Annotated in this window: 21 protein-coding genes; 13 read left to right on the top strand and 8 right to left on the bottom strand. The window is 69.9% G+C overall.

Annotated features, from left to right (window positions below; genetic code table 11):
• Positions 1-134: 134 nt before the first annotated feature.
• From tldD to EV675_RS11680, 3 genes are read right to left on the bottom strand one after another with little or no spacing between them, the layout of a single operon-like run.
• Entirely contained in the window at positions 135-1,595 is a 1,461-nt protein-coding gene (gene tldD / locus EV675_RS11690; RefSeq protein ID WP_130357395.1) for a metalloprotease TldD, read from the bottom strand.
• A 49-nt stretch (positions 1,596-1,644) separates the two neighbouring features.
• Positions 1,645-2,460: a carbon-nitrogen hydrolase family protein gene (locus EV675_RS11685; RefSeq protein ID WP_130357394.1), complete on the bottom strand. Its 816-nt coding sequence runs from the start codon at positions 2,458-2,460 to the stop codon at positions 1,645-1,647.
• A 55-nt stretch (positions 2,461-2,515) separates the two neighbouring features.
• Positions 2,516-6,583, bottom strand: coding sequence for a YhdP family protein (locus EV675_RS11680; RefSeq protein WP_165404547.1), 4,068 nt, complete (start codon positions 6,581-6,583; stop codon positions 2,516-2,518).
• 163 nt (positions 6,584-6,746) lie between these two features.
• Between EV675_RS11680 and glnE the strand changes: the two genes are divergently transcribed.
• From glnE to EV675_RS11660, 4 genes are all read left to right on the top strand, one after another.
• Positions 6,747-9,524 (top strand): bifunctional [glutamate--ammonia ligase]-adenylyl-L-tyrosine phosphorylase/[glutamate--ammonia-ligase] adenylyltransferase, encoded by a 2,778-nt coding sequence (glnE, locus tag EV675_RS11675; RefSeq protein WP_130357392.1) that lies wholly within the window; start codon positions 6,747-6,749, stop codon positions 9,522-9,524.
• 211 nt (positions 9,525-9,735) lie between these two features.
• Positions 9,736-10,302 carry a VOC family protein gene (locus EV675_RS11670; protein WP_130357391.1) on the top strand — a complete coding sequence of 189 codons (567 nt, stop codon included), beginning with the start codon at positions 9,736-9,738 and terminating at the stop codon, positions 10,300-10,302.
• Positions 10,299-11,042, top strand: a complete 744-nt coding sequence (locus tag EV675_RS11665; protein ID WP_130357390.1) for an IclR family transcriptional regulator — start codon at positions 10,299-10,301, stop codon at positions 11,040-11,042. Before EV675_RS11670 ends, EV675_RS11665 begins: the two co-directional genes overlap by 4 nt.
• 61 nt (positions 11,043-11,103) lie before the next feature.
• Positions 11,104-12,087, top strand: a complete 984-nt coding sequence (locus EV675_RS11660) for a Bug family tripartite tricarboxylate transporter substrate binding protein (protein ID WP_130357389.1) — start codon at positions 11,104-11,106, stop codon at positions 12,085-12,087.
• A 21-nt stretch (positions 12,088-12,108) separates the two neighbouring features.
• Here the strand turns inward: EV675_RS11660 and EV675_RS11655 are convergent, their stop codons facing one another.
• Positions 12,109-12,459, bottom strand: coding sequence for an AzlD domain-containing protein (locus EV675_RS11655; protein ID WP_165404546.1), 351 nt, complete (start codon positions 12,457-12,459; stop codon positions 12,109-12,111).
• Entirely contained in the window at positions 12,456-13,202 is a 747-nt protein-coding gene (locus EV675_RS11650) for an AzlC family ABC transporter permease (protein ID WP_130357388.1), read from the bottom strand. The genes EV675_RS11655 and EV675_RS11650 overlap by 4 nt, the downstream gene beginning before the upstream one ends.
• Before the next feature lie 207 nt (positions 13,203-13,409).
• Here EV675_RS11650 and EV675_RS11645 point away from each other — a divergent pair, with 207 nt between their 5' ends.
• The 7 genes from EV675_RS11645 (at position 13,410) to EV675_RS11615 (ending at position 19,411) form a co-directional block, all read left to right on the top strand.
• Entirely contained in the window at positions 13,410-14,330 is a 921-nt protein-coding gene (locus tag EV675_RS11645) for a branched-chain amino acid transaminase (protein ID WP_124688196.1), read from the top strand.
• A gap of 15 nt (positions 14,331-14,345) precedes the next feature.
• Positions 14,346-14,537: a zinc-finger domain-containing protein gene (locus EV675_RS11640; RefSeq protein ID WP_130357387.1), complete on the top strand. Its 192-nt coding sequence runs from the start codon at positions 14,346-14,348 to the stop codon at positions 14,535-14,537.
• Positions 14,538-14,663: 126 nt separating this feature from the next.
• Positions 14,664-15,518: a formyltetrahydrofolate deformylase gene (purU, locus tag EV675_RS11635; protein ID WP_130357386.1), complete on the top strand. Its 855-nt coding sequence runs from the start codon at positions 14,664-14,666 to the stop codon at positions 15,516-15,518.
• 26 nt (positions 15,519-15,544) lie between these two features.
• The gene (locus tag EV675_RS11630; protein ID WP_130357999.1) at positions 15,545-15,967 is read left to right on the top strand and encodes a YybH family protein; all 423 of its coding nucleotides are present in this window, start codon (positions 15,545-15,547) and stop codon (positions 15,965-15,967) included.
• A gap of 18 nt (positions 15,968-15,985) precedes the next feature.
• Positions 15,986-17,032 carry a YheT family hydrolase gene (locus EV675_RS11625; RefSeq protein ID WP_130357385.1) on the top strand — a complete coding sequence of 349 codons (1,047 nt, stop codon included), beginning with the start codon at positions 15,986-15,988 and terminating at the stop codon, positions 17,030-17,032.
• Positions 17,033-17,115: 83 nt separating this feature from the next.
• Complete coding sequence (locus EV675_RS11620) at positions 17,116-18,798, top strand: thiamine pyrophosphate-binding protein (RefSeq protein ID WP_130357384.1); 1,683 nt, start codon at positions 17,116-17,118, stop codon at positions 18,796-18,798.
• Entirely contained in the window at positions 18,791-19,411 is a 621-nt protein-coding gene (locus EV675_RS11615; RefSeq protein WP_130357383.1) for a DUF2946 family protein, read from the top strand. Before EV675_RS11620 ends, EV675_RS11615 begins: the two co-directional genes overlap by 8 nt.
• On the opposite strand, the gene EV675_RS11610 is transcribed toward EV675_RS11615, so the two are convergent.
• The 3 genes from EV675_RS11610 to EV675_RS11600 form a co-directional block, all read right to left on the bottom strand.
• Entirely contained in the window at positions 19,298-20,311 is a 1,014-nt protein-coding gene (locus EV675_RS11610; RefSeq protein ID WP_130357382.1) for a dihydrodipicolinate synthase family protein, read from the bottom strand. The genes EV675_RS11615 and EV675_RS11610 overlap by 114 nt on opposite strands.
• Positions 20,308-20,574 (bottom strand): hypothetical protein, encoded by a 267-nt coding sequence (locus EV675_RS11605; RefSeq protein ID WP_130357381.1) that lies wholly within the window; start codon positions 20,572-20,574, stop codon positions 20,308-20,310. The genes EV675_RS11610 and EV675_RS11605 overlap by 4 nt, the downstream gene beginning before the upstream one ends.
• Positions 20,575-20,763: 189 nt before the next feature.
• Positions 20,764-22,263 (bottom strand): M48 family metalloprotease, encoded by a 1,500-nt coding sequence (locus EV675_RS11600; protein ID WP_130357380.1) that lies wholly within the window; start codon positions 22,261-22,263, stop codon positions 20,764-20,766.
• A 116-nt stretch (positions 22,264-22,379) separates the two neighbouring features.
• Between EV675_RS11600 and EV675_RS11595 the strand changes: the two genes are divergently transcribed.
• Together EV675_RS11595 and moaC are read left to right on the top strand one after the other, a co-directional pair.
• On the top strand, positions 22,380-23,240 hold the full coding sequence (locus tag EV675_RS11595; protein WP_130357379.1) for a sulfurtransferase: 861 nt from the start codon (positions 22,380-22,382) through the stop codon (positions 23,238-23,240).
• Positions 23,240-23,719, top strand: coding sequence for a cyclic pyranopterin monophosphate synthase MoaC (gene moaC, locus EV675_RS11590; protein ID WP_130357378.1), 480 nt, complete (start codon positions 23,240-23,242; stop codon positions 23,717-23,719). Before EV675_RS11595 ends, moaC begins: the two co-directional genes overlap by 1 nt.
• Positions 23,720-23,741 lie beyond the last annotated feature (22 nt).

Raw genomic sequence — 23,741 nt, 5'->3', positions numbered from 1 at the left:
CAGCGGCGACATGCGGCTGCGTGCGGTTCGCGAAAAATATACGAACCCGCGCATCAGGCTGTCCATCGACATTTCCCGACTTTTCTCCCAGTGGAAAGCTCGGCCGCCGCCGGGCTTGCCCCAGGCGCGGCTGCTCAGGCGGTGCCGCCCACCGTCAGCCCTTCCATCCGCAGCGTGGGCTGCCCGACGCCGACCGGCACGCTTTGCCCGTCCTTGCCGCAGGTGCCCACGCCGGAATCTAGCTTCATGTCGTTGCCGATCATGCCGACCCGGGTCATGGCGTCCGGGCCGTTGCCGATCAACGTCGCGCCCTTGACCGGATAGGTGATCCGGCCGTCCTCGATCATGTAGGCCTCGGAAGTCGAGAAGACGAACTTGCCGTTGGTGATGTCCACCTGGCCGCCGCCGAAGTTGACCGCATACAGGCCGCGCTTGACCGAGCGCACGATTTCCTCGGGGTCCTTGTCGCCGGCCAGCATGTAGGTGTTGGTCATGCGCGGCATGGGCAGGTGGGCGAACGATTCGCGCCGGCCGTTGCCGGTCACCGCCGTCTTCATCAGCCGCGCGTTCAGCGAGTCCTGCATGTAGCCGCGCAGGATGCCGTCCTCGATCAGCACGTTGCGCTGCGAGACGTTGCCTTCGTCGTCGATGTTGAGCGACCCCCGGCGGCCGGGGATGGTGCCGTCGTCGACCACCGTCACGCCCTTGGATGCCACGCGTTCGCCGACGCGGCCGGAGAACACGCTCGACCCCTTGCGGTTGAAGTCGCCTTCCAGCCCGTGGCCCACGGCCTCGTGCAGCAGGATGCCCGGCCAACCCGAGCCCAGCACCACGGTCATCTCGCCCGCCGGCGCCGGACGCGCCTCGAGGTTGACCAGCGCCTCGTGCACGGCATGGTCCACGTACTGCTGCAGCAGCTCGTCGCTGAAATAGTCGAAGCCGGTACGCCCGCCGCCACCGCCGTGGCCCACCTCGCGCCGCCCGTCCTGCTCGACGATCACGGTCAGGGACAGCCGCACCAGCGGCCGCACGTCGGCGGCCATGCGGCCGTCGCTGCCGGCCACCAGGACGACGTCGTATTCGGCGCCCAGGCCGGCCATGACCTGCACCACCCGCCTATCCTTGGCCCGCGCCATCCGTTCCACGCGCTCGAGCAGCGCGACCTTGTCCGGGGCCGGCAGCGAGACCAGCGGATCCTGCGGCAGGTAAAGCGAGCGCCCCTCGGTGGGCCGATAGCCGCTGGCGACCTTGACGCGGCCGGCACCCTGCCGCGCGATGGTGCGCACCGCGCGCGCCGACGACAGCAGGGCATCCCGGGACAGCGAGTCCGAATAGGCGAACGCGGTCTTCTCGCCGCTGAGCGCGCGCACGCCCACGCCCTGCTCGATGGAGAAGCTGCCGGTCTTGACGATGCCTTCCTCCAGGCTCCAGCCTTCGCTGCGGGTGTACTGGAAGTACAGGTCGGCATAGTCGACCTTGTGGGCGAAGATCTCGCCCAGCGCGCGGGACAGATCCGCCTCGTCCAGGCCCCAGGGGTCCAGGAGCAGGGATTTGGCGATGGCCAGGGACTGGATGTTCGGTTCTACGAGTTGCATGGATGGGTAATCAGGAAATCGTTGCGAAACGCGGCGGGCGCCACGGGGTCTACAGTACACGATGGCGCAGCGCAGGCAGCGCGGCGCGCACCTCGGCGATGCGGGCGGGGTCCAGCAGGCCGTCGATCACGCCCGGGCCCTCGGGCAGCACGGACTGCACCGTCCCCCAGGGGTCGACCAGCATCGCGTGGCCCCAGGTCCGGCGCCCGTTGGGATGCGTGCCGCCCTGCGCCGGCGCCAGCACGTAGCACTGGTTTTCTATCGCGCGGGCGCGCAGCAGGATTTCCCAATGCGCCTGGCCTGTGGTGTAGGTGAAGGCGGCCGGCACCAAAATCAAGTCCACCTGCCCCAGCGCCCGGTACAGCTCGGGAAACCGCAGGTCGTAGCAGGTGGACAGGCCGACCCGCCCCCAGGCCGCGTCGAAGCCCACGGGCGAGGCGCCCGGCCGGATGCTCAGCGCCTCGTCGTAGGACTCGGCGCCGCGGCGGAAATTGAACAGGTGGATCTTGTCGTAGCGCGCCAGCGCCGCGCCATCGGGACCGTAGACAAAGGCGGTGTTGTAGACCCGGTCGGGATCCGGGCACTCCAGCGGCAGGGTTCCCCCCGCCAGGTAGATGCCGTGCCGGCGCGCCTGGGCGGCCAGGAACGCCTGGACCGGCCCGTGCCCCTCGCGTTCGCGGATGGCCACTTTCTCGCGGTCGCTGCGCCCCATGAAACAGAAATACTCGGGCAGGGCCACCAGGTTGGCGCCACGGCCGGCGGCTTCGGCGATCAGGACCTCGGCATCGGCCAGATTGCGCTCCACGTCCGGGGTCGAAACCATCTGGATGGCCGCCACGCGCACGGCGGCGTCGGAAACTGTCATGGGCGGGGGTTCCTGGCTGTGTGTTGCACGGGCATGCCGCTATTGTCGCGCAGAATCACGGCGGGGGCGCCGCCGGCTCGGCCACCGGCGGCGCCGCTTCCTTGCCCGCCGCGTCGACCTTGGCGCTGCCGACCTTGGCTACCTGCGGATCCGTCCAGGTACCCGTGACCTCGTACTGGTAGGCCAGGACCTTGGACAGCGGATCCTTCAGCAGCAACTGCGTCAGAAAAACGCCCAGACCCACGGCCGGATTGACCGCCAGCCCGTACAGCAGCGAGGCGGCGCCGGCATCGAGCTTGGGCACCACCACCACCTGCAGGCGCTGGGTCTCGCGCGCCAGGTCGGCATCGCCGGCGATGACCACGGTGGCGTTCACGCCATTCATCTTGAAATCGTCGGTATGGGCCACGCCGTCGGCGATGGATGCGTGCGCCCGTATCGTGTCGTAGGCGAAACCTTCGCTGAAGATGTCGCGGAAATCCAGCGTCACCCGGCGCGGCAGCGATTGCAGCGACAGCACGCCCAGCAGCTTGGCGATGCCCGGCTCGGCCTTCAGGAACTGGCCCTTGTCCAGCGACAGCTCGACCTTGCCGGACAGGCTGGCCAGGTCCAGCGTATAGGGCAGGCCCCGCCACGACACCTGGGCCGACATGCTGCCCGAGCCGCCGGCCATGGTGCCGTGCACGCCCATGCGCTCCAGGAACTTGCCGGTATCGGCCAGCTTGAGCACCGCGTCGAGCGACATCGCGCGCCGCCCGCCGGGGCGGGCGCCGGCCTCCAGTTTCCAGACGCCCGATCCGTCCAGTTCGGCGTCCGGGTTCTTCACGTTCAACCGGCGCAGCCGCCACTCGCGGCCCCGGTCCGAGCTCTGGGCCAGCACCTCCAACCGCCCCAGGGCCTTGCCGAACAACTCGAAGTGCTCGGCCACCAGATCGATTTCCGGCACGTCCTGATCGTCCGCGGCGGATTCGTCCAGCGCGCCGCCGCGATCCGCGTCCTCGGTCTCGCTGTCGACCACCAGCCGCGACAGCCGCGCGCTCAGGCGGTTGGGCCCGTCGCCGCCGCGGGTTTCGGCCCACGACAGGCGGCCGGCCAGCTGGGCCGATTCGACATCGGCGCGCCAGTTGGCATTGCCGCCGGTCTCCTGCCGCACGGCGAACAGCGCGACCTTGTCGAGCTGGCGGCCATGCACGCGCAGCACCGGCGTCGACAGGCTGACGCGGTTGAGCGGCACGCCCGCGCCGCCCCCCTGGCCGGATTCCGCCGCCGCGTCCCGGGGCGGTTCGAACTCCGCCGCGACCTTGCGCAGGCTGTCCACGTCCACCTCGGGCAGCGAGGCGCTCACGCTCAGCCCCGCACCGCTGATCGTGGCGGCGCGGTTGACGCCGATGGCGCCGCGCGTGGCGGCCACGGCGCCGTCGGCGGCGTAGTCGCGCTCGACGTGCAGGTTGACCGCGGGCCCCACGCTGCCGGCGAACCAGTCCATCCTGGGCTTCTCGGCCGTGGCGGCGGTGCCGCTCCATTCCAGCCGCGACGGGCGCGCCTCCTGGGCCGTCTTGCCCAGCGGCGCGGGCAGGTCGGCGGCCAGCCCCACCAGATCGGACTCCACCAGCACCGTGGGCATCTTGCCGGGCGGGATCCGGACCGAGGCCTTGTAGGCCGTGCGGCCGGACAGCCGTGCCATGCCGGGGGCCTTCCACCAGAAATCCAGCGCCGCGGCCGATGCGGTGCCCTCGGCCCGCAGCAGGTCGGTACCGTCCGGCTGCGGGCCGCCGGACAGTCTCAGCGGGCCGTCCAGGGCCGTGCCCGCCACGTTGCGCAGGGCGATGCCATGCTGGTCGAACGCCACCGTCCCGGTCAGCCGCGAGAACGGCGGCACGGCGGGCGCCAGCGCGAAATCGTTGCCCGACAGCCGGACCTCGCCCTTGACCTGCACCTCGGCCTGGGCGGGATCGGCCTCATGATGGTCGAGCGGTATGCGCAGCGACAAGGGCACCACGAAATTGCCGCTCGCCGAGGCATCGTCCAGCGCGCCGCCTATCATGCGGCCCACGGGCGAGCGCTTGACGAAGGCCAGGAACGCCGGCGCGGCCCCGCGCGTCTCGCCATCGATCTCCAGCAGCGGCCCATGCTCGAGGTTGGCGATGGAGGCGCGCGTGCGCCCCATGGCCACGGTGGTCGAGCGGTCGACCCGCACGCGGCCGGAACGGACGTCCACGCCCATGGAAACGCGGTCGAACACGAGATCCCCCACGAGATCTTCCAGCCGGGGCCAGAAGTCGCCCTCGGCCAGGGGCTCGGGCAGGTAGTCCAGGGTCACGCCCCTGACCTTGCCCGCCACCCGGAACTCCCCGGACTTGTCCGTTCCGTACGGGAAAGTGTCCAGGTCGCCGCGCACGCGCACCGCCACGTTCTCGGCCTGCCCCGAGACCAGCGCGTGCTGGAGCCAGGTCCGGACATCCGCGCCGACCACGATGGGGATGTAGCGGTAGACCTCGCGCACGTCGGCGCGCGCCAGCGTGCCCCGCAGGTCCAGGGTCCCGGCGGGACTGCGGCCATGGCTGCTCCAGCTGCCGCTGAAACTGCCCTCCACGCCCCGGCGGCTGAAATCCAGGTGCTCGACGTCGACCGTCCAGGCGCCGTCGGTCCCCTTGCGCGCCGCGGCCCGCGCGTTGAAGACGTCCATGGGCAGGTCGGGCTCGGCGAACACGCCCGGAAAGCGCAGGACGGCGTCGCGCGCCTGCACGTCGATGCGTCCGCCCTGTGCGTCCACCTCGATGCTGCCCCGCAGGTTGGCGAAACCCGGCCGCTGCGGATGGTTGCCGTCGTTGACCGCCGGCTCCGGCGCCGCCGCGATCGACAGCCCCGAGAATGTCGCGCGGCCCGATACCGACTCGGGCTGCGTGGGCGCCCCCTGCCAGCCCAGCCGCAACGCCTCGATCCGGCCCTCGGGCCGCAGCTCGGCCAGCTTCTCGCGCGCCGTACCGGGCAGGGGCAGGCGATCCGCCAGGTGCAGGCCCGTGGCGAGGTCGAACCCGTCCGCCTCGATCTGCGTGGCCGGCGGCGTGCCCTGGCGTCCCGGGGTCCAGGTGGCGGCCAGCCGCTGGGGGTGCAGCGCCAGGCCGTCGGCGGTCGTCGCATCCAGTCCGGCCAGGTCCAGCTTATAGCCGCCGCCGGCCACCGGCGCCAGTTCGGCCCGGCCGGCCAGGCTGGCCACGTCCAGCGGCGGCAGTTCCGGCCCGAGCCGCACGCTCAGGTCGCGCAAGGCCAGTTGCGCGGTGCCGGCGCGGACGTGTCCGCGGTCGTAGTCCACCCAGGTCCGCAGCGTGCCCGTGCCCCGCGAGGCCTCGCCCGGCAGGTCCAGCCAGGGCCGCCATCCCGCCAGATCGACGCGATCCAGCGCCGCGTACAGCGATCCCCGCCATTGCTGCGGATCGGCGGCATCCAGCGTGAACCAGCCATGGGTGAAGTCCGCGCGCACGTCCAGCATGGCCCCCAGCGCGGCGGGCGGCTCGGCCCTGAGCGCGGCGCGATGGTGGCGCCCGCTGTTGTGCATCACGAAGGCCACGTTGCCGATTTCCAGCGGCGGGGCTTCCCGCAGGGCATCGTTCCAGCGCAGGCGGGCGCCGCGCACGACCACCTCGCGCTGGGCCAGCAGCCAGTCCAGGCCTTCGCGCGATCCGCCCCGGGCCTGGGGGTCGACTTCCCAGCCGGCGACCCAGTAGCGCCCCTGGGCGTCCCGGCGCGCATCGAGTTCCGGTGCGTCGAGCTGCAGGCGCAGCAGGCGCGGCTCCAGCACCAGCAGGCTGCGCCATGACAGGATGGCCGACACGCGGGGCAGGCTGAGCCCGGGCTGGCCGGAGGCATCCGAGACCTGGACCGAGGACAGTTCGAAGCTGGGATGCAGGCCCAGCCATTCGGCGTCGATCCTGCCGATGGTGACCGAGGCCCCGATCGCCCGGCCGACCATGCGCTCGATGCCCGGCCGGTAGTCGTCGATGGCGGGAAGCACGGCATAGCGCACGACCACCAGGGCAACCGCGAACAGGAAATAGGCGGCCAGGATCACCCAGACCAGGGGCCGCACGACAAGGCGATAGAGATAAGCTAGGTCGATATGCACGAAGAAACGGCGAAACGCAGTCGTTCCGTCGAAGCGGCCGCGATGGCCTGGGTGGAGGAATGGGAAAATGGAAGCTTATACCGCCCCGCATGTCTTATGCTGGCTTATGCGCAAAACTTCTTCGCGGCGCACAATTCTGTAACGCACTGCCACAACTTTCGCCATGACAGATACCTCGCTGCTCACTCCCGCGCTTTCCTGGTCGGGCCACCTGCGCCGACGCATAGACGCCCAGCCCGACTACGGGCGGTGGCTGGCCGACGCGGTGACGCGGCCGGTCGACGCCGTGGCCCTGTCGGCCTGGTTCGACGAATTGCGCGCGGCCCGGGGCGCGCCGGCGGCCGGCCCGCTGCCGGTGGCCGACTGCCGCGCGGTGCTGCGCAGGCTGCGCGAGCGCGTGTTCTGCGCCGTCATGGCGCGCGACCTGGCGGGCCTCGCGCCGCTGGAGGAAGTCGTGGGCGCGATGACCCGGCTCGCCGACCTGGCCATCGAGCAGGCCTATCGCAGCGTCGCGGCCGAACTGGCCGAGGTGCACGGGATCCCGCGCGAGGCCGGCTCCGGCCTGCCCCAGGAAATGCTGATCGTGGGCATGGGCAAGCTGGGCGGCGAGGAACTGAACGTCTCGTCCGACATCGACCTGGTCATGCTGTACGGCGACGAGGGCGAGACCGACGGCCGCCGGCCCATTTCCCACCATGAGTTCTACGGCAGGCTGACACGGCGCATGATGCCGGTCATCTCCGAGATCGACGCCGACGGCCACGTATTCCGCACCGACCTGCGGCTGCGGCCCGACGGCGACGCCGGACCGCTGGCCTGGAGCCTGGACGCCTTCGAGAACTACCTGATCTCGCAGGGCCGGGAATGGGAGCGCTATGCATGGCTGAAGGCGCGCCGCATCGAGGCCCAGGCCTTCGAGGGCAGCGACCCCGCCGCCCAGGCGGCGCAACTGGAAGCGCTGCGGCGCCCATTCGTCTACCGCAAGTATTTCGACTTCGACGCGCTGGCGGCGCTGCGCGCGCTGCGCGAGCGCATACGCGAGGACTGGAACCGCCGCTCGTACAACGGCACGGGCGAACAGGCCACGCAGGCCGACAACGTCAAGCTGGGCGAAGGCGGCATCCGCGAGATCGAGTTCGTGGTCCAGCTCTCGCAGTTGATACGCGGCGGCCGCGCGCCGACGCTGCAGGAACGCGGCCTGCTGGCCGCGCTGCACGCCGAACGCGAGGCCGGCCTGGTCCGGCCGGAGGATGCCGAACGCCTGGAGGCCGCCTACCGCTTCCTGCGGCGGGTCGAGCATGCCCTGCAATACCGCGAGGACCAGCAGACCCACCTGCTGCCCCGGGACGACGAGCGGCGCGCCGAACTGGCCCGCGCATTGGGTTTCGACGACCCCGCCGCCTTCGAGCGCACGCTGACCGCGCACCGGGAGTTCGTCGAGACCACCTTCCGGGGCGTGTTCGGCCAGAACGACGGCGAACAGGCCCACGACGGCCGCGGGGCCGGCGACCCCGAGGACCAGTTGGTCGAACGCATACGCGCAACCCTGCCGGCCGAGGCCGACAGCCTGCTGCCGCGCGCCGCCGCGCTGCTCGACAGCCCTCGCATACGCAGCCTGCCCGACAACAGCCGGCGGCGCCTGGCGGCCCTGCTGCCGGCGGCGGTGGACGCCTGCGCCGGCACCAAGGCGCCCGCCGCCGCGCTGGTCCGCATGTTCGGGCTGATCGAGCACATCGCGCAGCGCAGCGCCTACATGGCGCTGCTGGCCGAGTACCCCGACACACTGGCCCGCGTGGCCCGCATCTTCGCGGCCAGCGACTGGGCCGCGGGCTACCTGACCCGGCATCCGCTGCTGCTGGACGAACTGCTGGACTGGCGCACGCTCATGGTCGAGCCCGACCTGCCCGCCATGGCCCGCAAGCTGAGCGACGAACTGGATGCCTGCGTGATCGACGGCACCGGCGCGCCCGACGTCGAGCGGCAGATGAACCTGATGCGCGACACGCAGCGCCAATGGGGCTTTCATCTGCTGGCGCAGGACCTGGAAGGCCAGTTGACGGTCGAGCGGCTGGGCGACTACCTGTCCATGGTCGCCGACATCATGCTCGCGGAAACCCTCAAGCGCGTCTGGTACAGCGTATCCAGGGACGAAGGCCGCACTCCCGCGCATTTCGCGGTCATCGCCTACGGCAAGCACGGCGGCAAGGAACTGGGCTACGCCTCGGACCTCGACCTGGTGTTCCTGTTCGACGACCCGCGCGAGGACGCCGGCGAAATCTACGCCCGCTTCGGCCAGCGCATCCTGTCGTGGCTCGGTTCCATGACCGCCTCGGGACGCCTGTACGAAGTGGACCTGCGCCTGCGCCCCGACGGCCAGGCCGGGCTGATGGTGATCTCGACCGAGGCCTTCGAGCGCTACCAGAAGGAACACGCCTGGCCCTGGGAACACCAGGCCATCACGCGCGCCCGCTTCGCCGCCGGCGACCCCGAAGTGGGCCGGCAGTTCGAGCGCATCCGGCGCGAGGTGCTGCTGATGCCGCGCGATGCCCGCCAACTGGCCGACGAAGTCATCGCCATGCGCCGCAAGATCGGCGAAGGCCATCCCAACCGCACGCCGGACTTCGACCTCAAGCACGATCCGGGCGGCATGGTGGACGTCGAGTTCGTCACCCAATACCTGGTCCTGCTGCATGCCCGCGAACACGAGATCCTGGTGCAGAACCTGGGCAACATCGCGCTGCTGCGCCTGGCCGCCGAAGCGGGCCTGATCCCCGCCGACCTGGCGCGGCGGGTGGGCGACGCCTATCGCACGCTGCGGCGCGAGCAGCACGCGCTGCGCCTGCAGGACGTGGAGAAGGCGCGCGTGCCGCAGGACGCGCTGACCGCCGAACGCGCCGCCGTGATCGAACTGTGGGAACAGGTGCTGGGCCCCCGTTCCTGATCCCCCCGGGGGTTTTGCCGCCCCCGCCTTTTCCTTTCCCTCTCCCTGTCTGCTGCCGCTTTCCCCTGGGAAGCGGCACGCGGCCGCCTGCCCGCTTTCCACTCCACCTAGGGTTTCACACAGGTCTTATTTTTGAGTTTTTTACGTAATATGCAAAAAACTCTATTTTTAATGGCGATTATTCGCCGCACATCAGGCCGTATTTTTCATCATGACCCAAAGACCCGGTCTTTCCTTCAGCCACGTCGGCATCTTCGTCACCGATATCCAGCGGATGGCCGATTTCTATTCGCAAGTGCTGGACTTCACGATCACCGACCGGGGCATGCTCGACGGCCCCCACGGCCCGATCGAACTCGTGTTCACCAGCCGCGATCCGGACGTCCACCACCAGATCGTGCTGGTATCGGGGCGGCCCGCCGATGTCCGTTTCAACGTCATCAACCAGTTGTCGCTGATGGCCGACTCGCTGGAAACCCTGCAGCGCTACCACCGCCGCCTGGTGGACGCCGGCGTCGCGGAACTGGCGCCGGTCACGCACGGCAACGCGCTGTCGCTGTACTGCCGCGACCCGGAAGGCAACCGGCTCGAGCTGTACATCGACACGCCCTGGTACGTCTCGCAGCCCATGCGCGTCCCCATGCCCATCGAGCTGCCGCCGGCCGAACTCATGGCCTGGGCCGAGCGGCACGCGCGCGCCCTGCCCGGCTTCCGCAGCCGCCAGGCGTGGCGGGCCGACATGGCCCGGCGCATGGGCGTGGAGCAGGCGCCCGCATGACGGAAAGCGCATCCAGCCTGGGCCGCATGCTGACGCTGCTCGATGCCTATACGCACGACCGGTATGCCTGGACGGTGGACGACCTGGCCAGCCACTTCGGCTTCACGCCCTCGTCCACCTACCGCTACGTCAAGGAACTGTGCGCGGCCGGATTGCTGATACGGCTGCCGCGCGGTATCTACGTGGTGGGCGCGCGGGTGGTCGAACTCGAGGCCCTGATCCGCGAGACCGACCCCGTCACCCGCGCCGCCCAACCCATCCTGCGCGGCCTGGCCCAGGAAACCGGCTGCCACGTGCTGCTTTCCAACGTCTACGGCGAGCACCTGCTGAACGTGGCGCACGAAGCCGGCGTCGAACCGCTGGAACTGACCTACATGCGGGGCAAGAGCCTGCCCTGGTTCCGCGGCGCGCCGTCGCTGTCGGTGCTGGCGTTCTGGCCGCGGGCGCGCGTGCGCAGCCTGTTCGAGCAGATCCACCCCGGCGCCGGCGAGCAGGCCTGGAACGCCACCTGGGCCGGCCTGAAGGCCATACGCAAGGCGGGATACGCCATCAGCCACGCCGGGCTGGATCCCGACGTCATCGGCTACGGCGTGCCCGTGATGGCCGAGGACGAAGTCATAGGAACGATCTCGCTGGTCTGCTCGAAACAGCGGGGCGAGTTCCTCAACGGCGCGGCCCTGGGGGCCGTGCTGCAACAGAAAAGCCGCGAGATTTCCGCCCTCCTGCAGACGGCGGACTGAGCGGCCTCACGCGCGCCCCCGACGGGGCCGCACGAAAACGGGGACGAAGAGGAGACCCACCATGCACAAGAAAATCACCGGCCGCCGCCATGCCCTCGCCGCGGCGGGCATCCTGGCCGCGGTACTGGCCTGCCCCGCGCACGCGCAGAACACCTACCCGAACCGGCCCATCAAGCTGCTGGTCGGCTTCGCGGCCGGAGGCGGCAGCGACGTCGTGGCCCGGCTGGTCGGCAAGGCGCTGTCCGAGCGGATCGGCCAGCCCGTCATCGTCGAGAACCGCGCCGGCGACGGCGGCAACATCGCCTCGGCCCAGGTCGCCAAGAGCGAGCCCGACGGCTACACGCTGGTGCTGATGACCAGCGGCCACGGCACCAATGCCGCCATGCGCAAGGACCTGCCCTTCGAGCCGGTCAAGGGTTTCAGCTGGGTCTCCACGATCACGACGTATCCGTTGACGCTGGCCGTGGCGCCGTCGTCGCCGATCAAGTCCTTCGACGACTTCGTCCGCCGCATCAAGACCGAAAAGGACCGCTACACCTACACCTCGGTCGGCGTCGGCACCGCCATGCACCTGGTGGGCGAATGGATCATGGCCGAAAGCGGCGGCAGCGCGCTGCACGTGCCCTTCAAGGGCGGCGCCGGCCCGATGACCGAGCTGCTGGCCGGCCGCGTGGACGTCATGATCGACACGATGACCAACACCGCGCCGCTGTTCAAGTCCCAGCGCGTGCGCCTGCTGGCGACCACCGCGCCCAAGGGCGTGCAGGCGCTGCCCGGCGTGCCGAGCGTGGCCGACACGCTGCCCGCCGTCGTCTTCGAATCGTGGCTGGGCATCGCCGCGCCCGCCGGCACGCCGGCCGACGTGGTCGCGCGCCTGAACCGCGAACTGCGCGCAGTGCTGGATACGCCCGCCGTACACCAGCAACTGGTCGACTGGGGCGGCTCGCCCAAGGCCTCCACGCCCGACGAATTCCAGGCGCGGGTCGAGAACGACATCCGGCGGCTGCGCGCGGTCGTGGTCCAGCGCAACATCCAGGCCGAATGAAAGAAAAAGGGGCGCGGGCGCTCAGCCCGCCAGCCACCTCAGCAGCCACAGCGTGGCCATGCCCGCGCCTATCATCGCGATCGTGTTGCGGGTGGCCACCATGACCCCCACCGCGGTCACGGCGGCCAGGGCGCGCCAGTCGAACACCGGCAGGCTGCCCGGCGCCCAGGGCAGCAGGTCCGGCACGATCACGGCCGCCAGCGCGGCGGCGGGCGCGTAGCGCAGCGCCCGCCTGACGCCTTCGGGCAGGGGCACGTTGTCGCCCAGCAGCAGAAAGCCGGCGCGCGTAAGCACGGTGCACAGCGCCAGCGCGATGATGACCAGCCAGACATAGAGCGAATCGGACACCGGCGGCAGCGTGGACGGACTCATGCCCCGACCCCCTTGCGGCGCTCCAGCGCCCGCTCCGTGGCCACGCCGGCCCAGACCCCCGCCACCACCGCCAGGACCAGCCCCAGCCGCAACGGCAGCGGCTGCCCCGCCCATCCGGCCAGGGACGCCGCCCCCACGGCCGCGGCCACCGGCCAGCTCGCGACCATGGGCACCACGATGGCGATCAGCGCCAGCACCGCGGCGAATTCCAGCGACCAGGACTGCGGCACCACCGCGCCCAGCAGGATGCCGGCCACCGAGCACACCTGCCAGGTCACCCAGTTGCCCAGGGCCGAGCCCAGGAAGAACCAGGTCTGCTCGGGCGTGCCCTTGACGGCCGCGTCGCCGTAGCGGGGCATGAACAGCACGAAGCCGATGTCGCTCGTCAGGAAGCCCAGCCCCAGGCGGCGCCAGCGGGAGAAGCGGCGGAAATACGGATGCAGCGCCGCCGCGAAGATCACGAATCTCAGGTTGACCACGCAGCCGGCGGCGAACACCAGCCATACCGGCGCCCCCGCCACGATCAGCGGCAGCGCAGCCAGCTGGGCCGAGCCCGCGTACACCAGGAAGGTCATCGCCAGGGCCAGGGACTGGCTCAGGCCGATCTTGACCATGGCCACGCCGCTGACCATGCCCCAGACGCCGATGGCGACCGTGGTGGGCGCCAGCGCCTTCAGGCCCGCGACGATGGCCGCCCTGCGTTCCTGCGGGGAAAGGCCGGGCACTGCGGCGGACGGACGCATGGCGGACATGGGGATGGGGGAACGGCGGCTGGCTCCCGGCGGCGGGCCGGGAAGGAGTAAAGTGACGGCTTACAGCTATTGTAAGTGATTACCCGAATCTCCCTGGATTCCCGGGAAGCATCGGGCGCGGATTCCTGCGCGCCCGCTTTGCCGCTGGATCCCGTCGCAGATTGGTACAATATCTGGTTCATTTCGGAGATCCTCATCATGTCGATGTCAGACCGCGACGGCTTCATCTGGTACGACGGCAAGCTCGTGCCCTGGCGTGAAGCCAACACCCATGTGCTCACACACTCTCTGCACTACGGGTTGGCGGTATTCGAGGGTGTGCGCGCGTACAAGACCGACATCGGAACCTCGATCTTCCGGCTCAAGGAACACACCGACCGCCTGGTCAATTCCGCCCACATCTACCAGATGCAGATCCCGTACAGCCGGGAAATCCTGATGGAAGCGCAGAAGGAAGTGGTCCGCGTCAACAAGCTGGAATCCTGCTACCTGCGTCCCATCGCGTTCTACGGTTCGGAAAAGATGGGCGTCTCGCCCAAGGGCGCCAAGGTCCACGTGGCCGTCGCCGCCTGGGAATGGGGTGCCTACCTGGGCGCCGAAGCCCTGCAGAAGGGCATCCGGGTCAAGACCTCGTCCTATGCCCGCCACCACGTCAACGTGACCATGCCCCGCGCCAAGCTGGCCTCCACCTACGCCAACTCCATCCTGGCGAACCTGGAAGCCACCGAGGACGGCTACGACGAGGCCCTGCTGCTCGACACCGAAGGCTTCGTGGCCGAAGGCTCGGGCGAGAACGTCTTCATCGTCAAGGACGGCGTGCTGATCGAGCCCGAGATCGCCTCGGCCCTGACCGGCATCACGCGCTCGACCATCCACAGCCTGGCCGCCGACCTGGGCATCAAGGTCGTCACCAAGCGCCTGACGCGCGACGACATCTACATCGCCGACGAAGCCTTCTTCACCGGCACGGCGGCGGAAGTCACGCCCATCCGCGAACTGGATCGCCGCAAGATCGGCGCCGGCCAGTGCGGCCCGGTCACGGCGCGCCTGCAGCAGGCCTTCTTCGATCTGGTCGCGGGCCGCAACGCCAAGTACGGCCACTGGCTCACGCACGTCTGATCGGGAGGAACGGCCATGACCACCGAAGCCGCCAACGCCATCATCGAAGTCGATGCCGACGCGCTTCCGCTTTCGTGCCCGGGGCCGCAGACTCCGCTCTGGAACATGCATCCCAAGGTGTTCCTGGACATCGGCACGACGGGCGAAGCGAAGTGCCCGTACTGTGGCGCCGAATACCGTTTGAAGGGCCCCCTCCCTACGCACTGACGTGCGCCCCCCAGGGGGCGGCACTGGCGGACCGGCAAAGCCGGATCCGCTGTGCCCACGAAAGGGGGACATAGCTGACGCTGCCCCGGTCCGCCGGGGTTTGCTTTTTATTCACAGGACCTCCCCGTGCAGCACAACGATTACATCCTGACGCTCGCCTGCCCCGATACGACCGGCATCGTGTACCACGTGTCGGGATTCCTGTTCGAGCGCGGCTGCAACATCCTGGACTCGCAGCAGTTCGGGGACGAGGACACCCGGCTGTTCTTCCTGCGCGTGCACTTCACGGCTCCGGACGGCCTGGACGCCGACACCGTGCGCAAGGAATTCGCCGCCGTGGGCGAGCGCTTCTCCATGCAGTGGCAGATCCGCGACCCGCACCGGCGCGCGCGCGTGCTGCTGATGGTCAGCAAGCACGGCCACTGCCTGAACGACCTGCTGTTCCGCGCCAAGAGCGGGCAGCTGCCCATCGACATTCCCGCGGTGGTCTCCAACCACCCCGACTTCGCGCTGCTGTCCGCCTCGTACGGCGTGCCCTTCTACCACCTGCCGGTGGCGCAGGGCGGCAAGGAACAGCAAGAGCGCCAGGTGCTGCAGATCGCCGAGCGCGAGAACGTCGACCTGGTCGTGCTGGCCCGCTACATGCAGATCCTGTCGCCCGAGATGTGCCGGGCGCTGGCCGGCCGCGCGATCAATATCCACCACAGCTTCCTGCCCAGCTTCAAGGGCGCGCGCCCGTACTACCAGGCGCACGACCGCGGCGTGAAGCTGATCGGCGCCACCGCCCACTACGTCACGCCCGATCTCGACGAAGGCCCCATCATCGAACAGGACATCGCCCGCGTGGACCACAGCATGTCTCCGGAAACCCTGACCCAGGTCGGCCGCGACGTCGAATGCCTGGTGCTGGCGCGCGCCGTCCGCTGGCACGTCGAGCATCGCATCCTGCTGAACGGCCACAAGACGATCGTATTCGCGTAATGGTGCTCAAATCCCGCGGCGCGCCGCTGTTCGCCACCTCCGAAGAAGCCGAGCAGGCGTTCTACGACGCCCTGGAGCAAGGCGACCTCGCCCAGCTGATGGCGGTCTGGGCCGACGACGAGGACATCGTCTGCATCCATCCGGGCGGGCCGCGGCTGATCGGGCACGACGCCGTGATGGAATCGTGGCGCGAGATCCTGGGCAGCTCCCCGGTGCCGATACGGCCCACGCGCGTCCACGCCGTGCAAAGCATGATGAGTTCGGTCCACACCGTGGTCGAACAGCTCGTGGTCGACACCTCCCAGGGCAAGCAGCTCGTCAACTGCTATGCAACCAATGTCTTCCATAAAGGTCCCACAGGCTGGCGGCTGGTCCTGCACCACTCGTCGCAAGCCCCTGCCGACCTCGGTCCGACCGAGCTCCAGGACGTTCCCGACCTCCTGCATTGAGTCGCCCGCCCATCCCGCATGCCCGCTTACCTGGACACGACCCCCTGCCCCACTCCCGCATGGTTGCCCGAAGGACATAGCCAGACCATCTTCGCGTCGCAGCTCTCGTCGCACCATCACGCCTCGTTCCAGCGCGAACGGGTGGACACGCCCGACGGCGATTTCATCGACTTCGACTGGACGGCTCCCGGCCTCGGACCCGACACGGGCGTCGGCCCCGACCTGTTCGCGCGGCTGGCCGAGACAGCCGGCACCGCCGCCGCCTCGCGCAACGGCCTCGTGCTGTTCCACGGACTGGAAGGCAGCAGCGCCAGCCACTATGCGCAGGCCATCTCGCAGTATTTCCGGGCCCGCGGCTGGACCGTCGTCGTGCCGCACTTCCGCGGCTGCTCGGGCGAACCGAACCGCCTGCCCCGCGCCTACCACTCGGGCGACTCCGCCGACGTCGGCTTCATGCTGGACGCCGTGCGGCAGCGCCTGCCGCAGATGCGCTGGCACGCCGCCGGCATTTCGCTGGGCGGCAACGCGCTGCTGAAATACCTGGGCGAGGCCGGCGGCACCGCCGGCTGGCTCGCGGCGGCGGCGGGCGTCTCGGCGCCGGTCGACCTGATGGCCGGCGGACGCACGCTGGGCACCGGGCTGATCAACCGCCGGATCTACACCCACATGTTCCTGCGCACGCTGAAGTCCAAGACACTCCAGAAGGCGCAGCGCTTCCCCGGCACCATAGACGTGCTGCGCGTGGCCAACGCGCGCGACCTGTACGAATTCGACGACGCCTACACCGCGCCCACGCACGGCTTTCGCGACGTCGCCGACTACTGGACGCGCGCCTCCAGCAAGCCCCTGCTGATGGACATCGCCATCCCGACGCTGGTGCTCAATGCGCGCAACGACCCCTTTCTGCCCGGCCGCTACCTGCCCACGCCCGAGCAGGCGTCCGGCCACGTGGTCCTGCACCAGCCCGAGCAGGGCGGCCACGCGGGCTTTCCCACGGGAAGCTTCCCGAGCAACCTGAACTGGCTGCCGCGCAGGCTGGCGGATTTCTTCCGGACCGGACGCTAGGGCCCGTTCCCCCATCGGGGCAAGCCCCCGCTGACATCCCTGGCGTTTTCTTCGACAATGGGGAAAACCACACGGATGCTTCCATGGCCTCGAATTCCACGGTTTCCAACGCTTCCACCACCACCGGCGGCCGCCTCCTGGTCGACGCGCTGACCGCCAACGGCGTCGACCGCGTCTTCTGCGTCCCCGGCGAAAGCTACCTGGACGTGCTCGATGCCCTGCACGCCCACGCCGACATCGACGTCGTCGTCGCCAAGCACGAAGGCGCCGCCGCCAACATGGCCGAAGCCGACGGCAAGCTGACCGGACGGCCGGGCATCTGCTTCGTCACGCGCGGCCCGGGCGCCACCCACGCCAGCATAGGCGTGCACATCGCCCAGCAGGACTCGACGCCGCTGATCCTGTTCGTCGGCCAGGTCCCCACGCGCGAGCTGGGCCGCGAAGCCTTCCAGGAAATCGACTACCCGTCCATGTTCGGCGGCATCGCCAAGTGGGTCGTCAGCGTCGACGATGCCACGCGCATTCCCGAACTCGTGGCGCGGGCCTTCGCCTGCGCCACCTCCGGCCGCCCCGGCCCGGTGGTGGTGGCCCTGCCCGAGGACGTGCTGAGCGCCGCCTGCCCGTCCGCCCCCGCCGCGGTCGCCCCGACGGCCGCCAGCGGCCCCGATCCCGATGCGGCCCCGCGCCTGCGCGAGATGCTGGTCCAGGCCCGCCGTCCGCTGGTCCTGCTGGGCGGATCGAACTGGAGCGAACGCGCCGCCTCGGATTTCTCCGCCTTCGTCCAGGCCTGGAACCTGCCCGTGGCCTGCGCCTTCCGCCGCCAGGACATCTTCGACAACCGCCTGCCCCAGTACGCCGGCCACCTGAGCCTGGGCATGAACCCCGAACTGGCTGCGCTGGTGCGCGATGCCGACCTCATCCTGGCCGTGGGCACGCGGCTGGGAGAAATCGCCACCGGCGGCTACACGCTGCTGACGCCGCCTCGCCCCGCCCAGAAACTGATCCATCTGCACGCCGACGCGGCCGAGCTGGGCCGCGTCTACCAACCCGACCTGGCCATCCAGTCGGCGGCCGCGCCCGCCGCCGCCCTGCTGCGCGGCCTGGAAGCCCCGGCCTCGCGCGCCTGGGACGACTGGACCCGCCGGGCCGGCGAACTGCACGCGCGCTACCAGGTCGTGCCGGCGCCGCATGCCGAGGCCCGCGGCATCGACCTGGGCCAGGTCATCGCCCATCTGGACCGCACCCTGCCCGACGACGCCATCATTGCCAACGGCGCCGGCAACTACGCGGTGTGGCTGCACCGGTTCTACCGCTACCGCCAGCCGCGCACGGAAATCGCCCCCACCTGCGGCGCCATGGGCTACGGCCTGCCCGCGGCGATAGCCGCCAAGCTGCGCCACCCCGACCGCACCGTGGTCTGCGTGTCGGGCGACGGCTGCTTCCTGATGTATCCCCAGGAACTGGCCACCGCGCTGCAGTTCGATTCCCCCGTGGTCGTCATCGTCGTCAACAACGGCATGTACGGCACCATCCGCATGCACCAGGAAAAGCGCTTCCCCGGCCGGGTCAGCGCCACCGACCTGCGCAACCCCGATTTCGTCGCGCTGGCCCTGTCGTTCGGCGCCCACGCCGAACGGGTGGAAAGCGCCGATGCCTTCCCCGCCGCGTTCGAGCGCGCCCGGGCGGCCGGCCGCCCGGCGCTGCTGGAGCTGCGCACGGATCCCCGGCAGATCACGCCGCAGTCGTGGCTGGCGGGGCATGGATAGCGATGTCCTTGCCGCCATGGCGCGCTGGCCCGATGTGCCGGACGCCTATGGCTGGTTGTCGCTGGATGCGCGGGGCCGCTGGCGCCTGCATCCCGCCGGCGATGCCCTGGCGGGCGGGCCGGGCGTCTCCATTTCCAACATCGGGATCCTGGCCTTCATCGGGCGCAACTACGCGCACGACGAACAGGGGCGCTGGTTCTTCCAGAACGGCCCGCAGCGCGTGTTCGTCAGGCTGGACGCGGCACCGCTGATCCTGCGCCAGGCGGATGCGGCCGGCACCCTGGCGACCCATGCCGGCCAGATGGTGTCCCGGGTGGACAGGTGGGCGCTGGACGCCGAAGGCAGGCTCTACGCCGCGACCGAACACGGCCCCGCCATGGTCGAGGATCGCCACCTGCCGGAGGTGCTGGAACGCATGACGCTGGCGTCCGGCCAGCCGCTGCTCGATGCGGCGCCCGGCTGGCTGGCCGCCCCGGGGCCGGAACCGGCGGCCTCCGACTCAATCCTCGTGGCCTATCCGCCCCTGATTCCGGCCACCGCGCCCCTGGAGCGGCTGCGGGTGCCCGCCAGCGACGCATTCGGGTTCGTCGACCGGCCCGCTCCCCGCCCCTAGCGGGATGTCCCGATGCATCCTGACGGTCTCGGGCGTGGGCAGGCGAGCCACCGCCGCGACCAGTCGCTGGCCCAGTTCGTCTCCGGCCGGCGTCATCGGCAGACGCAGCTCGTGTGCAATCAATCCCTGCCCGGCAAGAAAATGCTTCAACGGAGCCGGATTGGGCTCGGCGAAAACCAGGTCGATCACCGCACGCATGGGGTCGAACAATCGACGCGCGGCGGCCTCCCTGCCCGACCGCGCCAACGCCATGACGGCAGCGAAAAGATCCGGCCGGATATGCGCCGCGGCCGTCACCGCTCCCGCGCCGCCAAGCAGGAAATGATCCAGGAAACAGGCGTCGTCGCCGCACAGCAGCGGCGCGACCCCTTGAACATTGCAGTCCGACAGCGCAGCGGGGTCGCACATCTTGATCGCGGCGCAATCGCCGTCCCGAAGCAATGCGCCGACGGTCTCTCCGGACATCCTGCAGCCGGTGCGCGCCGGGACGTCATACGCGATCACGGGCACCCCTCCCGCGGCCTGCGCCACCTTCCGGTAGTGCCAGGCGATGCCGGCCGGCGCGGGCCGCAGATAGTAGGGCGGAGGCACCAGCCAGCCCTCGGGGCGCAGCGGCGCCATGCGCCGCAGCGCCGCGCAGAGGTCCAGGGTATCGACCCCGCCCGCCCCGATCACCAGCGGCAGCCCCGGCGCGGCCTCGCGCACGGCCCGGACGCCCAGTATCTTCTCCTGCTCCGAGATCAGGCTGCCCTCGCCCGTGGATCCGAACAAGACGAAGCCATCGAGGCCTGCTTCGGCATACGTGCCAGCCAGGAGACGCAGGGCATGCAGGTCGATGAAACCGTCCCGCAAGGGGGTCACCAGCGGCAGCCAGAGCCCTTGAAACGTCGAGGGGCTCATTGCTCGAAGGCCCGCGCGCCCGCACGTATCGCCCCGAACTCGGCCTCGGGCAGGCCAGCCATGATGGCGCTCATCAGCGTATCGACCGAGCAGCATCGAAGCCTCACCTGGAATGTGCAGCGTCCGGTGCGGTGATCGTCGCGTATGGAGTAGAGCGAAATCCTGTCGCCCAGGCACGCATGCAGCACCTGCCTGGCCAGCGCGGCATGGCAGGAATCGACTCTCAGGACTATCAGCACACGGTCGACCGCGGCATTGGGCATCGGCCGTTCGACGGCTCGCGGTCGTGGCAGGACGGCAGGGGATCTGGGCGCCATGGCGTGGAAACGCAGGAAGTTTCGACGCCTCCACTATAGGAAGCCGAGTATATAAATGGCGCAAAAAAAAGCCGGGCAGGCGTAAAAATAAAAGCCGGGCAGGCGTAAAAATGCCGTCCTGGCGGACGGCATCGCTCAACTCTGGAAACGCTTGAGCAGGTCGCGCTCTTCCTTCAGCCGGCGCTGGTATTCGCGCACCTTGGCATCGATCTGCGACTGCTCGTAGAAGTCTTTCGAGGCCGCGCGCGCCTGCTGCAACTGCTCGACCGCGGCCGGCAAGGCGCCGGTCATCGCGTAGTAGTCGGCCATGTTGCGGCGCTCGTTCACGGCGCTGCCCAGCCGCGAATAGCTGACCGCGGCCATCTGGTAGAAGCGGGGCTCGTCGCTCCACTTGAGCATCTGTTCCTTCAGGAAATCGACCGCCTCCTGGTTGCGGCCGGCGCGCTGCAGCGATTCGGCCATCGCCATGGCCAGGCCGCGCTGCTCGGGCCACCGCGCGACGGCGCTGCGCGCCAGGCTTATGGCCTGCTGCGTGTCGTTGCGGGCCAGCGCCAGGTCGATGGCCAGGTGCTCGAGCATGAAATGGGTGCGTGCGCCGGACGTGGCGGCCAGGTACGCGTCGTTGGCCTTGTCGTACTGACGCTGGCGCACGTAGCCCAGGGCCATGCCGTAGTAGGCCGCGGACCGCTCGATGCCCTGGGCCTCGGTGGTACGGTTCTCGAAATAGCGGATGGCCTCGAGGGTGTCCTGCCCGCTGTTGGCCTGCAGCATGCGCATCTTGGCGCGCACGAAATAGAAGTCCGAGGAGCTCGGACGGTCGTGGATCACCACGCCGCGCGCCCGGTTCTGCATGTCGGACATACGCTCGATGGACAGCGGGTGGGTGCGGGTGAAAGCCTGGCCGGTCCGCTCGTTCAGCCCCGACGCCTGCATCAGGCGGCCGAAGAACGAGGCCATGCCGTTGACGTTGTAGTTGGCTGCCTCCAGCATCTGGAACCCGGTACGGTCGGCTTCGCGCTCGGCCTCGCGCGAGAAGCCCAGTTGCGAATTGATGGCCGCCGCCTGGCCGAAGGCCATCGCCGCCTCGGGCGCCTGCGAATTGCCGCGCGCCGCCACCAGCGCCGCCAGCAGGGCCGCCACCATGATCAGCGTGTCCTGCTTCTGCTGCACCAGGCCCCGGGCGATATGCCGCTGCACCACGTGGCCGATTTCGTGCGCCAGCACGCCGGCCAGTTCGGACTCGGACTGCGCGGCCACCACCAGCCCGGTATGCACGCCTATGTAGCCGCCCGGCATCGCGAACGCGTTGATGCTGGGGTCGCGCACCGCGAACACGTTGATGTTGGGCGTGCCCACGGGCGCATGGGCCGACAACTGGCGCGCCATGCCGGTCAGGTACTGGAGCAGGTCCGGATCGTCGATATAGGCCGGATCGCGCAGGGATTCCATCATGATGGCGTCGCCCAGCCGCTGTTCCAGCCTGGGGGAAAGCTCCTGCGCCGCCGAATCGCCCAGGTCGGGCAGCCCCACCGGCTGGGCGGGCGCCAGCGCCGGCGCGGCCGCCGCCAACAGGGCCGGAAGCAGCAGCGCGGCGGCCTTGCGGCGCAGCGACGGGGAACGTTCGGAATTCGGCATACCGGTATGATAGCCAGCTTGGGCGACGGGTTCCCGCTTCCCAGGCGAAACGTGAAAAATTTACCAATGCCGGCCGGAGCCAGACCGGCCGCATGGCAACGCTTACAGGACATGCCATGAGCATCAGCACCCTGATTTCCGCGCAGGCGCTGCACGCGCTGCTGCAATCCTCCTCGCCGGCCGTCGTGTGCGATTGCAGCTTCGACCTGGCGGACACCGGCGCGGGCGAGCGCGCCCACGCGGCCGCGCATATTCCCGGCGCCCGCTACGTCCACCTGGACCGCGACCTGAGCGGCGCCAAGACCGGCGACAACGGCCGCCACCCCCTGCCCCGGCGCGAGGACTTCGCCGGCCTGATGGCCCGCCTGGGCGTCTCGGGCGCCACCCAGGTGGTGTGCTATGACACCGCCGGCGGCGCCATGGCCGCACGCCTCTGGTGGCTGCTGCGCTGGGCGGGCCACGAGGCCGCCGCGGTGCTGGACGGCGGCCTGGCGGCCTGGCGCGAGGCGGGCTACCCGCTGGAGTCCGGCCAGCCCGCCGCGCCGGCGCCCGGCACGTTCACGCTGCGGCCGCCGCTGGTGGCGACCACTACCTACGAGGACGTGCGGGCCAACCTGGACGCGCCAGCCCCGCGCCTGGTCGTCGATGCCCGCGCCCCCGACCGCTTCCGTGGCCAGAACGAGACCCTGGATGCCGTGGGCGGCCACATCCCCGGCGCCGCCAACCGCTTCCTGCGCGACAACCTCCAGCCCGACGGACGCTTCAAGCCCGCCGCCCAGTTGCGGTCCGAGTTCGAGGCGGTGCTGGGCGGCACGCCCGCCGACCGGGTCATCAGCCAGTGCGGCTCCGGCGTCACCGCCTGCCACAACCTGCTTGCCATGGAAGTGGCGGGCCTGTCCGGGGCGGCGCTGTACCCCGGCTCGTGGAGCGAATGGAGCAGCCGCCCCGGCTCGCCCATCGCCACCGGAGACGCATGATGGCGCAATCCCCCCTGACCCACTTCGACGCGGCCGGACAGGCCCACATGGTGGACGTGGGCGCCAAGCCGGCCACCGCGCGCGTGGCCGTCGCCGCCGGCACGATACGCATGCAGCCGGCCACGCTGGCCCTGATCCGCGACGGCAACGCCAAGAAAGGCGACGTACTGGGCATCGCCCGCATCGCCGCCATCATGGGCGCCAAGAAGACCTCGGACCTGATTCCGCTGTGCCACCCGATTCCGCTGACGCACGTGGCCTGTGACTTCGCCCTGGACGACGAAGCCGGCGCCGTGCACTGCACCGTGCGCGCCGAGACCGTGGGCGGCACCGGCGTCGAGATGGAGGCGCTGATCGCCGTCAACGTCGCGCTGCTGACGATCTACGACATGTGCAAGGCGGCGGACCGGGGCATGGTCATGACCGACGTGCGGCTGATGGAGAAGAAAGGCGGGAAATCGGGTCACTGGACCCGGTAGACCCCGCGCCGGGACGCGGACC

The sequence above is a fragment of the Pigmentiphaga kullae genome, assembly GCF_004216695.1.
GTDB lineage: Bacteria > Pseudomonadota > Gammaproteobacteria > Burkholderiales > Burkholderiaceae_B > Pigmentiphaga > Pigmentiphaga kullae.
The sequence above is the reverse complement of the archived record's forward strand: the minus strand, read 5'-3'. Positions and strand labels throughout refer to the sequence as shown.

Bases quoted from the DNA above. Each gene is read 5' to 3' on its own strand.
- tldD (WP_130357395.1), bottom strand. From the start codon at position 1,595: ATGCAACTCGTAGAACCGAACATCCAGTCCCTGGCCATCGCCAAATCC.
- EV675_RS11685 (WP_130357394.1), bottom strand. From the start codon at position 2,460: ATGACAGTTTCCGACGCCGCCGTGCGCGTGGCGGCCATCCAGATGGTT.
- glnE (WP_130357392.1), top strand. From the start codon at position 6,747: ATGACAGATACCTCGCTGCTCACTCCCGCGCTTTCCTGGTCGGGCCAC.
- EV675_RS11670 (WP_130357391.1), top strand. From the start codon at position 9,736: ATGACCCAAAGACCCGGTCTTTCCTTCAGCCACGTCGGCATCTTCGTC.
- EV675_RS11665 (WP_130357390.1), top strand. From the start codon at position 10,299: ATGACGGAAAGCGCATCCAGCCTGGGCCGCATGCTGACGCTGCTCGAT.
- EV675_RS11660 (WP_130357389.1), top strand. From the start codon at position 11,104: ATGCACAAGAAAATCACCGGCCGCCGCCATGCCCTCGCCGCGGCGGGC.
- EV675_RS11655 (WP_165404546.1), bottom strand. From the start codon at position 12,459: ATGAGTCCGTCCACGCTGCCGCCGGTGTCCGATTCGCTCTATGTCTGG.
- EV675_RS11650 (WP_130357388.1), bottom strand. From the start codon at position 13,202: ATGCGTCCGTCCGCCGCAGTGCCCGGCCTTTCCCCGCAGGAACGCAGG.
- EV675_RS11645 (WP_124688196.1), top strand. From the start codon at position 13,410: ATGTCGATGTCAGACCGCGACGGCTTCATCTGGTACGACGGCAAGCTC.
- EV675_RS11640 (WP_130357387.1), top strand. From the start codon at position 14,346: ATGACCACCGAAGCCGCCAACGCCATCATCGAAGTCGATGCCGACGCG.
- EV675_RS11625 (WP_130357385.1), top strand. From the start codon at position 15,986: ATGCCCGCTTACCTGGACACGACCCCCTGCCCCACTCCCGCATGGTTG.
- EV675_RS11620 (WP_130357384.1), top strand. From the start codon at position 17,116: ATGGCCTCGAATTCCACGGTTTCCAACGCTTCCACCACCACCGGCGGC.
- EV675_RS11615 (WP_130357383.1), top strand. From the start codon at position 18,791: ATGGATAGCGATGTCCTTGCCGCCATGGCGCGCTGGCCCGATGTGCCG.
- EV675_RS11610 (WP_130357382.1), bottom strand. From the start codon at position 20,311: ATGAGCCCCTCGACGTTTCAAGGGCTCTGGCTGCCGCTGGTGACCCCC.
- EV675_RS11605 (WP_130357381.1), bottom strand. From the start codon at position 20,574: ATGCCCAATGCCGCGGTCGACCGTGTGCTGATAGTCCTGAGAGTCGAT.
- EV675_RS11600 (WP_130357380.1), bottom strand. From the start codon at position 22,263: ATGCCGAATTCCGAACGTTCCCCGTCGCTGCGCCGCAAGGCCGCCGCG.
- EV675_RS11595 (WP_130357379.1), top strand. From the start codon at position 22,380: ATGAGCATCAGCACCCTGATTTCCGCGCAGGCGCTGCACGCGCTGCTG.
- moaC (WP_130357378.1), top strand. From the start codon at position 23,240: ATGGCGCAATCCCCCCTGACCCACTTCGACGCGGCCGGACAGGCCCAC.